The sequence below is a fragment of the Bacillus sp. JJ1562 genome (genome assembly GCF_036962705.1).
GTDB lineage: Bacteria > Bacillota > Bacilli > Bacillales > Bacillaceae_L > Ferdinandcohnia.
Map to the genome: position 1 here is coordinate 226448 of NZ_JBALOQ010000013.1, position 12051 is coordinate 238498.

Genomic DNA, 12051 nt, shown 5'->3' on the forward strand with positions numbered 1-12051 from the left:
TTTTATTAGATTTTGTCATCTATCTCAAATTCACACCTCACGCTCCAATATTCCCTCTTACACCATTTAGAACCACTCCTCAGATTCATTGTTAGGAATGTTTAGTTTTGTATCGCTCTCCCGACTTATTAGCTACCTCAAAAGTAAAAAGCCACCAAAAATATAAATCGGCGGCTCATTTCCTCATTCATTTTCACATTTATTAATACCTATTCTTATCATTCTATTGTTAATCATTTTTTACCTACTCATTGCCCACTTTACAACAGCTACCTCTAAAACATCCAATCTAGGTAAAATTGAGCGATACCAATGACTTGCTTCATCTCCAGGAAGACACTTAGCAGCAGCTAAAAATGCTCTCCTTTGCCAATTAGGTAATTGCATTATACTTCTCTTCCTAGTCTTAAACCACGATTGTTGATTTGCTTGACCAAGTGCCAGTATTATTTTCCTTCTTGAAGTATCATCAAAATATTCATTGTAGAATGTTGCCAGTTTATCGATATTCCATCCTTGCCCATTGCTAAAAGTGTGAAATAACCACATTCTATGATACTCTAAATGACCAACAATTGAATCATCAAGTATGCTAATTAGTTTTTCACTTACTGACTCTTTTTGCGACTCATTTAAGTCTAATTCATTTAGATAAACAAAGATATGCTTAAAAGAAGTATATAATTTATCAATATTCTCTAATACTAAATCTAACGCATCTGTATTTTGCAATTGAGCCATCCTTCTCAAAACAAACCCTACTATTTTTGAATCGGCACTTTCTGATTCAATTTGTTCTTGAAGAATCGCCAAAAGGTTTAAACTATCGATTTCTTCTTGCATATTATCTGGTAGTATATCGTAGTTAATATCTCCGTATGGGTTCTCAATCCCCATCACTTGGAGTATTTCCAAAAACTTATCAGATAATCTGTCAATTTCTACTGACTCTCTAGATTTTAAGTATTCACTTCTGAATTCATCTACAGGCACTATTCTAGTCTTGTGCTGTTGTAAAGTTAAACCATGATTTTCAAACAGCATTTCCGCTAATAGTGCTAACTGTTGATAAGCCTCTTTTTCACTAGAGCAAAATATCCTAAAATCATCAACATATCTACAAAAATCAACACCCTCACTAAGCAATCCTTCATCTATATCATTAAGTGTGAGTTCGGCTAATAATCTTGATGCGTCCTGCCCAACAGGTATTCCGTAAGAAATGCTATAATTCCAATTGTTTAATAAACGTTTAATTGCAATGGCGTGATTAGTTTTAGTAGTACAAGAACTTAAAGCATTCTCCAACGGATGTAAGTATAACCTAGGAAAAAAATCTGCTATATCTGCTACTACAACATATTTAATATTATCATCACCTATGAATTCATCAACTTTCTCTTCGCAATAACTCAAGAAACTTCCATAATGAATTTCGGAATCAAACATTCTTCCTTCATCATTTGGGTTAAATCTATAAGAAAAACTTATGTTCCTATCAACTGGAATTCTCTTTGATTCAATATCATGACCAATCTCGTAAACTAAAGCTAGATACACCAATGTATCAAATGGGTCTAACTGGGTTGATAACCGAAAACCATATTGATGTTTCGGTGTAAGACTCCTTCTATAGTCCCTTACGTTCCACTGCAGAATATCTTTATTTCTTAAGTACTCTTTAAGAGTTGTACCGTTAGGTAATTCTCTTGTCCTAGTATCCCATAAATGCCTAATTGCTTCATATTCAAAAGGAACTGGAAAAATATCGGTATCACCATAATTTTCTATATGTTTCAACGCCCAATCTAATGACTCCGTTCTAAGTTTTAACAAATTATCTCCCCCAATATGTAATAGAATAGTATAGATTTCGACAAAGTAGGTATGATATCCTCTTTAATTTTTAATGCAACATACTTTTATACCAGTTTCCCCCAATATTTATCAAAAAAAATAAACGACGAGTTTTATATTGTACTGAATTTGGATTTCATGCTGAATCAACCCCTCCACGGCACAAAAAAAGGAGAGCCTCAATCAAGAGTCCTCCTTATCATTTCGACCGTGTCTAATCTTTTGAAATATTTCGAGAGGATTGTTCGTGATTTGTCTGCATTTAGTAGGCTTTCCTCCCTCAAACTGTTTTTCCCACTCCTTGTGTTCTCTTTGCTTTTTACGTTCATATTCACCAATAATCTCTTTTACTGTAACCCGTCTATTCCACTGTCCCAAAGTTGCATCAAGCATCATATGTTCCATAGCTTTATCGCCATACTTTTCCTCATACTCACGAGTCTCGTTTCTTATGTCCTCCATTGCTGCTTGATATTCTTCATCCAATATCTCACAGTAATTATTGGGAAGTTCAATATTTGACTCGGCTACAGGGGTAACTCTTTTTTCTTCAATGTTTTCTATTCCAATCTCCCTAGTAGGTTCATTAATTTGACGTTGTTTACTTTGTTCCCTCTCTGATGGTTCTTCTTGTTGCATCAATGAATTGTGACTGGATTCATCAATATTATGAATCTCATTCTTATCACTTTTTTCACTCTTTGCCTCAACATGGTTTGATAGTCCTAACTGTGCAAGTTCTTTCTTCATTTGTTCGTCATTCATTTGTTGTACTTTTTTGACTGTTTCTGAATCAATTACATTCATACCGTGCAACAGGACATGAAGTTTTCTAAGACACTCAACATATTTATCACTCTTAAGCAAGGCTTCATATGGCATTAGTCCTCTTTCCGTTTCCATATCTTGGTTTTGAATAAGAAAATCATCCTCAATCATATTAAACATTGCTAATACTTCTTTTGTATTTTCATCAATATTATGTTTCTTTGACTCAAACTCCAATCTCTTTCCATGATTCTTTTGAGCATTTTCTACAACATAATCACACAACTTGGTTTGATATAGCTGTTCATTTTCAAGCAAATCGAATGATTCAACCTCGGAAGGATAATGTGCCTTAATAAACTCACCAAATGCGTTCTCATTTAAGATTTCTATTCGAAACATTTCATAAATATATTGTAATCGCATTGCATCGCCTTCTGCATCTTCAACATTCTCGATATATTCAAGCCACTCAGCATTAAAAGCTTTTGTCTTTGGTGAGTTCTTTAACATTAGTGCTTCCCATATATTAGTTCCGTGCTTTTTGAGTAACTCAGCTTTAGTATTATTGATTTCATTTGCAATAGCATTGCCTATATCAATTGGCTCTTTGGAATTTTTTACTTTACCTTTCCATGCGGAGGTTATCCTAATCAGATTCAACTCTTTCGCTTGTTCAAATACAGTTTGTAAATGTCCTCTAACAACATTTTTTAATGTGTTTGATAGGTCTTGAAAAGTCTTCTCTTCGCCATCTTCAATAATTCCTAATCTTATCATATATTCTTTGTATGGCTTGAGTGCTTCTTCACTGTATATACCCTTCATAATATCTTGTTCAGCAGGTGATATAACTCCAAAATAGGTCGCCCATCCATTTCGAGTTCTTGCCTTGTTGTCGATGCTTTCCATCTTACTCATAACCATGAGTGCTAAGTGCTTTGAATGAGGCGGTGCAACTCCTTTATTGAATTGTCGTTTGTCTTCCTTTTTAGCTTTTTCTTTTCTCTTCTTATCAGTGAAAATGATTCGGTCTCTACCTTCACCTTTTGGTTCAACTATTTCATAATCCCGTTTCATTTCTTTGATTAGAGAGTCAAATACATGGGTGTTAATATTCCCTTTATTTTTCCTCAATGATTTTAAAAGATATGGTTTATACTTCTTAATAGCATTTTGGATTTTCCATTTTTTCGCCACCTTTTTTACCTACCTTCTCCTTATTTTTGCTGATGATTTTAATCCTAAATTTCTGTGCAAGATTTGTCTTTATATACGAGATATTTTTCTAAGTATTTATGGACAAATCTTGCACTGATTTTTTGCTTTAGATTCGTCATATTTTTTACTAATTGTTTTAATTATTTAAGGTGCTATTTTTTTATATTTTGTACTATGTTCCTTTTTTAAGACAACAAAAAAGGAGGAAATCTACACGAACCTACCTCTAGAAAGCACACCTATCCCGTAAATAAAGACAAAAAATTTAGCCTAACCCTATGATTTTCTTCATGGGTATACAGAATATATAGTGTGCCTCCTAATGAGGCGGGTACATGTAAATTCCACTCCTTACATAGTTTAGTTGATTGATGTTTAATTCGATTATCTAATTTCGTAGATATATTATAATACTTTCAAACTATGGAATGCAATAGAATTACCAAAAGTACACCTATTCAAAATGGTCCGATTTTTCACAAAAAAGGAATATCCTTTAGCTAGACACCCCTGTTGTAATTTTTTTGCCTTACCATACCTCACCGAACCGTTCCCAGCCTCACCTTACCGTTTCTAACCACGCCTTTCCACACCTAACCTCATAGTCCCTAAACTCATCAGTAGCAGGCAGGACAAAACCTGCTAGACATAAAGAATATTATCTTTATGTTTCGTTTTCAATCATTATCATCCCAAACCATCTGTCTCCAATTTGACGGGATAATTCCATCTGCTAAAGCTTTTGCAATCATTCCCCTATGTCTCAAATCTGCTCTTAATACATGACATAGACGGCATAATGTTCTTAAATTACTATCTTCATTAGAGCCAAGCCTTCCACTTTTTATGTGGTCAATGTGGCATTTATCTAACCCAATTGGTATATTACATCGAACACAACACTTTCTATCTCTTAACCAAATTCTCTTTCTAGTCAGAATCCATACTTCTTTGGGTTGACGTTTTTTGGGCATTCTCTAGTTTCTCCTTTTGAGTATTCTTATTATTTTTAAAATCTTCATATAGCATTGTTTCAATAGTATTTACTTCAAATCGGCCATAACCAATAGAACGCCCATCCGCTAATCCTACTAACATCCCCGCATCATACAGGACTGCTTGAATTTGTTGGGAAGCTAGTACTGTATTATCCCAAATAATTTCAAATTCTGTTTCCCAACCAGAAGATATTGCAACACGGTAACGAATATTACGACCTTTTGTAGTTGGATTCCTAACCGAACGTACATCTAAGTACACTGGTTCATTTTCATCTTGTGTGATTTCCTCTGGCATGAATCTATTAAAGTAAATACGACTTGATAACACTTGAAGAGTCGCAGAAAGTTTGGGTTGGATAGACCCACGACCACTTTTAGTATACTTAGAAGCCTCCCTCATACAACCAAAAATATATGAAGGGTCAACATACAATTGACCATTCTCATTAGCTGTGTAAGTACGCTTCCATTCTTCTGGGTCATTCCCGGCAACACCAGAGCGTTCCCTTCGCTCCAGTGATAGAGTCTCTGGTGTAAATAAGTGAATAAGCAGAGGTTTTGACCCTTTAATTCTTACCTTTGCATACATTAAAACCATTTTGATTGACCTCCTTAAAGTTGATAGGCTTAATATTCCACATCCTTATCTTCTTATACATGTTTATGAGGCTTTAATTTTGTGATTATTATTTTTTGCTGGATTACTATATTAGTAAATTAGTGATACATCAATACAGAAAATTATTTAGTACATTAAAAAGGAGTGACCGTTGTTGTCACTCCTTAATTATTATTTACTCTTTCTTCCCATCTTCATTACTGGACAAAAGGTATCATGACTTCTCGTAAGTAACATGTATAAAAATAAATTACTTAGATGTAATAATCATTTCATTCAACATTCGTTAATACAATAGTAGACAATTTTGACAATAGGGAATTCTAGACCCTCGATAAGTCGGTCTTGCCTTCACACCTTCTTGAACCACGTTCTTTGTGTAATAGGCAACGTGCTTGATTTGCTTATTCATTCTCATTGCCTCCTAAATAAGAGCGGAGGTTATTTGCTACTTCATCGACATCTAGATGTAAATATTTGGTAGTGACTGATATATCACTGTGTCCCAATGCCTTAGAAATTATAGCAACATTTGCCCCTTTATCTAGCAACGATTTTGCAAAACCCCTTCTTAAAGCATGGGGATTAATATTCTTTAAGCCATACATCTTAGAGTATTTATTCAGTCGCTTCTGGATATTATTATGTGTTGGAGAAGTTGCTATAACATCTCCGTATTTTGTAATGAATATTAAACTATTCTTCTTTCCATATCCCCTTCTAATAACCTCATTTTGTTTTATCAATATTTCTAGCAGTCTTTTCAACAAATCATCAAAAGGTAATTTAATTTGCTGATGATTTTTCATAATGCTACCTTCCAAATTCAGCACATCGTTATTGAAGTCTATATGCCTTTCTTCGAGTTGAGTCAATGTATTTATTCGAATACCTGTTTTAAACATGACTAGGACGGCTACAGCATCCCTAAGTTGAACGAAATTACTCAAGTCTAGTAGAGATAGTAAAACTTTAACATCACGCTCTGTAGCACCTTCTTTAACCTTTTGGTCAACTTTGATATTAATGGTTTTCCAAAACTTAATTTCAATCCAACCGTTATCAAAACATCTAGAGAGGAAGGCTTTAAAGCATTTTAAGCGGGTTAATTTAGTTTGATTACTAACATTCATACTATTCAACCACTTATAAATCGTATCAACTGAAATATCCCCAACATAGCACACCTTTGTAACACGTTGAAATTGTTCGACATAAAGGGCATAATCATTTATGGTTCGACTTCTATTACCACTCACTTTCATTTGTCTTGTGATGGTTTCTAGAGCATTTGAAATCAACATTGAGTCATTCGAGACCTTATACGGTTTGATGTTTCCTTTTTGTGCAGTGGAACTTGTAGCAGTTAACCCTTCTACTAATCCCTTTACATCCATATCAATATCGAATAAACCTTTTCTTTTGGTCACAACAAAAAACCTCCTATATCGTAAGTGATGGAAGCCAATAATCGGTGTAATTTCTTACGTGACCGTTATACTGACCGTTTCACTAAACGATATAAGAGGTTGATTTGACGGGCTTTACTACCCGATTTCTAGCGTCCCAGGAGAGATTCGAACTCCCGACCGACGGCTTAGCTTACCACTATGACTTTCGCCACCAACGCTTGTTGTTTGTAGTCTGGACTATATCTTCACCATTTCAGGTGCGACACGTGTAGTCTCTACGGAACCTCACGATAATCATAATCTGATTAACCCTTGGAGTTTCTACCATCAATTTCTTGATCATTCAAATCTCCTCAGTCTTTCTTAAAGACGTAAGTTTCCTCGGTATTACCATCAGCTTAACACTGTTAAGGCTTCACCGATATAGTGTCGTCCACTCTATAAGTTATTGTTTCCCTATAGAGGCTCCTATTCTTGAAGGCCGTTGCTCTATCCTGCTGAGCTACTGGGACATATTTTATTTTTTGTCGTTAACTCATTAGCGACATTTTTTATTATAGTCAGATAGGAATCAGATGTCAACACTTTTTCAAGAAAAATTTTCTAAAGGGAGAAATTTTTTCTCCCTTTGGCTATTGTATCATAAATTTACCTTTGTTGATAACTCCTCAATTACATTTCCGTCACTATCGTAAAAAACAACATTTGCTTGTTTTTCCACAATTTCTAATATAACATACGTTTTTTCCCTACGCATTCTCGGTAAACGAAAACTACCAGGATTAATAAACAAAACATCATCAATCATTTCAGCACCAGCAATATGCGAGTGTCCAAAACATGCAATTGATGCACCTACTTCTTGTGAACGATATTTTAGATTCATTAATGTCATCTTCACATTATACAAATGACCATGGGTAAGATAGACCTTCACCCCATTTAAAAGAACAATCATATCATTTGGATAGTTCGAGTCAAAATCACAATTTCCTCGTACAGCAGAAAATCCACTCATTTCTTCAGATTGAGAAGAAAGCTCAGAATCCCCAAGGTGGAGCATAAATTCCACATCATTTTTATGACGTTCCTTTATGTCAAGTATTTCCTTTGTTAGCCCATGGCTGTCACTTATAATTAGCACCTTCATCTCTGAAACTCCTCACGATCTCGTAGAAGCTCGTCCAGCTTTCTTAGTGCATTCCCTCGATGACTGATTTGATTTTTTTCGTCTTTTGCCAACTCAGCCATTGTTTTCCCTTTTCCGGTTACAAAAAAGATCGGGTCATAACCAAATCCATTTTCTCCTTCAGGTTTCTCTGTAATGACTCCTTCACAAGTTCCTTCAACGATTTCAGTTTCTTCCCCTGGAATGGCCAATGCTAATGCACAATGGAATCTGGCTGTTCTTTTTTCATTCGGAACCCCTTTAAGCTCATCTAAAACTTTATTAAGGTTATCAAGATCATTTTTATGCTCACCCGCATATCTTGCCGAAAAAACACCTGGTCTGCCATCAAGATAATCAACTGCAAGGCCAGAATCATCTGCTATAACAGGGATGTGAAGTTTTTTTACAATTGCTTCTGCCTTTAACTGTGCATTTTCAGCAAAAGTAACACCTGTTTCTTCAATATCCTCAATATATGGATAATCAAGTAAGGACTTCACCTCTACACCTTGACTCGCAAATAAGTCTCTAAATTCTTTTACCTTCCCACTATTTTTGGTAGCAATCATGATTTCTTTCACTTATGAGTCCTTCTTTCCAATTAAGTTTGCTAAATCACCTAATGCTTCTTTCTGTGCGTGAATCAACTCATTTATCCCTTTTTCAGCTAGTTCTAATAGTGTTTGTAGTTGATTACGCGAAAAAGTAGATTCTTCACCTGTTCCTTGAAGCTCTACAAATTCACCAGTACCTGTCATTACAACATTCATATCAACATTTGCAGCTGAATCTTCTATGTAATTTAAATCAAGGATTTCTCCTTTTTCAGGATCTATACCTACCGAAATGGCAGCTAAAAAGTCTGTGATTGGGAATGAATTCATTTTTTTATTCTGATAGATTTTATGTATAGCAAGAACCATCGCGACGAAAGCGCCAGTTATTGATGCGGTTCTTGTACCTCCGTCCGCTTGGATAACATCACAATCAATCCAAATCGTTTTTTCACCAAGCTGCTCGAGATTAACAACAGATCTAAGAGCACGTCCAATTAGACGTTGAATTTCCATCGTTCTCCCTGAAATTTTCCCCTTACTCGATTCTCGTATATTTCTCTGATCAGTAGCCCTTGGAAGCATTGAATATTCAGCTGTGATCCATCCCTTACCAGACCCTCTCATAAAAGGTGGCACCCGGTCATCGATGCTAGCATTACAAATAACCTTTGTATCACCGAATGTTATTAATACAGAACCTTCCGGATGTTTTATATAGTTCATTTCAAGCCGAATTGGCCGAAGCTGATTATGTAATCGTCCATCAATCCTCAAAAATAGATCCCCCTGTCTTTCATTAAAAAAGTGGGCTTCTTCTGCCCAACCGTCCTTTATAGTATAGCAAAATTTTGCTTTTCTATCGTACCTCAATAGAAAAAGGATGTGAACATTGTCCACATCCAATTATTTAAAAACTACCTTTATTCAGGTTTGCCGGACGAGTTACTGGTTCAGTTAATGATTTGCCATCCTCAGTCACAACATCTTCACTACCATTAACTGTAATTGCAACACCTTTCACTTCAGGCTGCTCAGTTAAGGATAATACTAGAGAGTTGATAACGTGCTTGGAGATCATATTCTCGTCAAAGCTTCCATAAATTGCTTCGTTGAAGTCAAGTGTGACTTTCCCATCTTCCATTTTAGCACTTAAAAGCTTCACATCTTGATGAATGTCGCTAATTAAATTCGAACTCATATTCGGTCCATCGATTAACGCATTTACAACTGCCGATACTCTATCATCTTCAGTATTTTCAATCCGCTTCGTCACTGGCACATAATACTCACCTGCTTCATTTTGTACGAAGAAATAGAGAGTCACAGGACGGCTGTTTGTAATGTCGACAACATCACTGTTATCAATATTAATCCCATCAGCTCTACTTAGGTCTGCTGGAATTGGAGTACCGTCAACAGGCATTTCATCTAATTGATATCCATTCACGCTGATTACAACGTTATTCACATTTTCAAACTGGGTTAATGTAAAAGTAATGGCTTGTAAAATTTTCGCTTCATCCTCTGGATTATAGTTTGCAAATTCCTTCGAGAAGTCAGCCGTAATTGTTCCATCCTTCAAGTTCACATCCACAACCGTATCTTGTGGAATAACAGCTCTGAATCCATCTGGTAAAATTTCATTTAATGGGCCACCTGCAACCAAATACTCAAGAACCTGTCTTGCTGCCGCATCTTGCTTCGGTAAATCAACAGTGTAAGGGACAACTAGACCATTCTCATCAATCAGATATAGGTCACGCTTTACTGTTTCAGTAGTAGCTTCCTCCTGATCAGTTGCTTCATTAGCTGGGTTTTCCCCTTTTGCTACTGTATCAACCGCTTCGTTTTTTGGTGGATCCATTTGTTTGGCCTCTTCTTTTCCACCAAATAAACCACATCCTGAAAGTAAAACAGTTGAAGTAACCACTGTGGCAGCTAGTGCAGATTTAGTTATTTTACGCATTCTTTTCCCTCCTAAGGCAGTTTGTACTACTATGTATACGAGCCCTATTTTCAAATTAGACCGCTTTTTATTGAAAAAATCGGACAAAATGTTTTGAGTTTTGAAAGTAATAGATTGTAAAAATAGAATAGAAGATTTACAATTATCACGAAGCTTAGAAAGGATGTGTTGCGTTTGATCATTAAAACCCGTACTGTCCCAGCTGAGTTACAGCCCCTATGGTCCATCCGTGCACGGAAGATAGTTTCCGAAAAAATCGAGAATCAAGTCAATACACTTGAAAAAGGTTTTATTGGAGAAACAATGTTTGACCAGCATTTGGAAAGTCTCTCACTTGATTGCCTCATTATTAATGACTTGCTGCTTGAAACAAACAACACTCATTACCAAATCGATTCACTCCTTATTTCCCAACCTAAAATTCACATTTTTGAAGTAAAAAACTATGAAGGTGATTTTGTAGTCAATGGAGATCGCTGGCAAAGTTTATCCTCTGGAAAAGAGATTAAGAATCCCCTTCTGCAGCTTAAGCGAAGCGAGTCCCTTTTTAGACAATTGATCCATAAGATTGGTTCCAACCTCACAGTCGAAGGTCACCTTGTTTTCATAAATCCCAAATTTCAACTCTACCAAGCTACACCAAACCTGCCGATTATTTTTCCATCCCAACTATCACGATTTATAAACAATTTAAATTCACAATCTTCCCATTTGGTTGAGAATCATCATACGTTGGCAAAAAAGCTACTGTCGCTACATATAGAGGAGTCTCCTTTTTCATTACTACCGAAGTATTGTTTTGATGAGATGGAGAAAGGGATTTTGTGTGCGGTGTGTTGGAGTGGGTTTATGGGGAAAGGGAATCAGAATAAACTAACCTGCCCCAATTGTGGAAGTTGGGAGGATAAGGAAACAGCAGTGATTAGAAGCATAAAGGAATTTGAGCATCTTTTTCCTGACTTGAAGATTACGGTAAGTACTATATTTAAATGGTGTAAAGTAATTAAAAGCACAAAGACAATTAGAAAAATACTTTCAAAAAAATACAATCTAATTCATTCAGGAAGATCATCTTATTATAAGAGGCGTATTTAAATCTAGACTGACAATAATTTTGTGATATGAAAATTTTCGTAGGTAGGATACTTCTTGAATTTGTACCTTCACTTGGGTTCAGAACGATGTGCTAGGGTATGATTAGTCTTTATTCTTAACAACACTTTGGCTCAGGACGATGTGGGAGAGTAAGATTAAGCTCTATTCTTACCTTCACTTAGGTTCTGACCAATGTGTGAGGGTACGATTAAACACTATTCTTACCTTCACTTAGGATCAGACCAATGTGTGAGGGTACGATTAAACACTATTTTTACCTTCACTTGGGTACAGACCAATGTGTGAGGGTACGATTAAGCCCTATTCTTACCTATACTTGGGATTAGAACGAAGTGCGAGGCCATGATTAAACACTATTCTTAC

General features: G+C 35.8%; 11 protein-coding genes. 1 reads left to right on the top strand and 10 read right to left on the bottom strand.

Annotated elements, in window-relative coordinates; translation table 11 throughout:
- Positions 1 to 240 precede the first annotated feature (240 nt).
- The 10 genes from V7097_RS08630 to V7097_RS08675 form a co-directional block, all read right to left on the bottom strand.
- Complete coding sequence (locus V7097_RS08630; protein ID WP_335703196.1) at positions 241 to 1836, bottom strand: RNA-directed DNA polymerase; 1596 nt, start codon at positions 1834 to 1836, stop codon at positions 241 to 243.
- Positions 1837 to 2040: 204 nt separating this feature from the next.
- Positions 2041 to 3825, bottom strand: coding sequence for a hypothetical protein (locus V7097_RS08635; protein ID WP_335703197.1), 1785 nt, complete (start codon positions 3823 to 3825; stop codon positions 2041 to 2043).
- Positions 3826 to 4523: 698 nt separating this feature from the next.
- The gene (locus V7097_RS08640) at positions 4524 to 4820 is read right to left on the bottom strand and encodes an HNH endonuclease (protein WP_335703198.1); all 297 of its coding nucleotides are present in this window, start codon (positions 4818 to 4820) and stop codon (positions 4524 to 4526) included.
- Positions 4777 to 5445: a hypothetical protein gene (locus tag V7097_RS08645; protein ID WP_335703199.1), complete on the bottom strand. Its 669-nt coding sequence runs from the start codon at positions 5443 to 5445 to the stop codon at positions 4777 to 4779. Before V7097_RS08645 ends, V7097_RS08640 begins: the two co-directional genes overlap by 44 nt.
- A 307-nt stretch (positions 5446 to 5752) precedes the next feature.
- Positions 5753 to 5878, bottom strand: a complete 126-nt coding sequence (locus V7097_RS08650) for a hypothetical protein (protein ID WP_335703200.1) — start codon at positions 5876 to 5878, stop codon at positions 5753 to 5755.
- Complete coding sequence (locus V7097_RS08655) at positions 5871 to 6896, bottom strand: tyrosine-type recombinase/integrase (RefSeq protein ID WP_335703201.1); 1026 nt, start codon at positions 6894 to 6896, stop codon at positions 5871 to 5873. The genes V7097_RS08650 and V7097_RS08655 overlap by 8 nt, the downstream gene beginning before the upstream one ends.
- Before the next feature lie 622 nt (positions 6897 to 7518).
- Positions 7519 to 8028 (bottom strand): metallophosphoesterase family protein, encoded by a 510-nt coding sequence (locus V7097_RS08660; protein ID WP_335703202.1) that lies wholly within the window; start codon positions 8026 to 8028, stop codon positions 7519 to 7521.
- Positions 8025 to 8630 carry an XTP/dITP diphosphatase gene (locus V7097_RS08665; RefSeq protein WP_335703203.1) on the bottom strand — a complete coding sequence of 202 codons (606 nt, stop codon included), beginning with the start codon at positions 8628 to 8630 and terminating at the stop codon, positions 8025 to 8027. The genes V7097_RS08660 and V7097_RS08665 overlap by 4 nt, the downstream gene beginning before the upstream one ends.
- The gene (gene rph, locus V7097_RS08670) at positions 8631 to 9380 is read right to left on the bottom strand and encodes a ribonuclease PH (protein WP_335703204.1); all 750 of its coding nucleotides are present in this window, start codon (positions 9378 to 9380) and stop codon (positions 8631 to 8633) included.
- 133 nt (positions 9381 to 9513) lie between these two features.
- Positions 9514 to 10572, bottom strand: a complete 1059-nt coding sequence (locus V7097_RS08675; protein WP_335703205.1) for a GerMN domain-containing protein — start codon at positions 10570 to 10572, stop codon at positions 9514 to 9516.
- A 174-nt stretch (positions 10573 to 10746) separates the two neighbouring features.
- On the opposite strand from V7097_RS08675, the gene V7097_RS08680 reads away from it, so the two are divergent.
- Positions 10747 to 11667 (top strand): nuclease-related domain-containing protein, encoded by a 921-nt coding sequence (locus tag V7097_RS08680; RefSeq protein ID WP_335703206.1) that lies wholly within the window; start codon positions 10747 to 10749, stop codon positions 11665 to 11667.
- The last annotated feature ends 384 nt before the right edge of the window (positions 11668 to 12051 follow it).

What these genes read in the sequence shown, in the direction of transcription:
- V7097_RS08660 (WP_335703202.1), bottom strand. Translation starts at nt 8,028, where the DNA reads ATGAAGGTGCTAATTATAAGTGACAGCCATGGGCTAACAAAGGAAATA.
- V7097_RS08650 (WP_335703200.1), bottom strand. Translation starts at nt 5,878, where the DNA reads ATGAATAAGCAAATCAAGCACGTTGCCTATTACACAAAGAACGTGGTT.
- V7097_RS08640 (WP_335703198.1), bottom strand. Translation starts at nt 4,820, where the DNA reads ATGCCCAAAAAACGTCAACCCAAAGAAGTATGGATTCTGACTAGAAAG.
- V7097_RS08645 (WP_335703199.1), bottom strand. Translation starts at nt 5,445, where the DNA reads ATGGTTTTAATGTATGCAAAGGTAAGAATTAAAGGGTCAAAACCTCTG.
- V7097_RS08675 (WP_335703205.1), bottom strand. Translation starts at nt 10,572, where the DNA reads ATGCGTAAAATAACTAAATCTGCACTAGCTGCCACAGTGGTTACTTCA.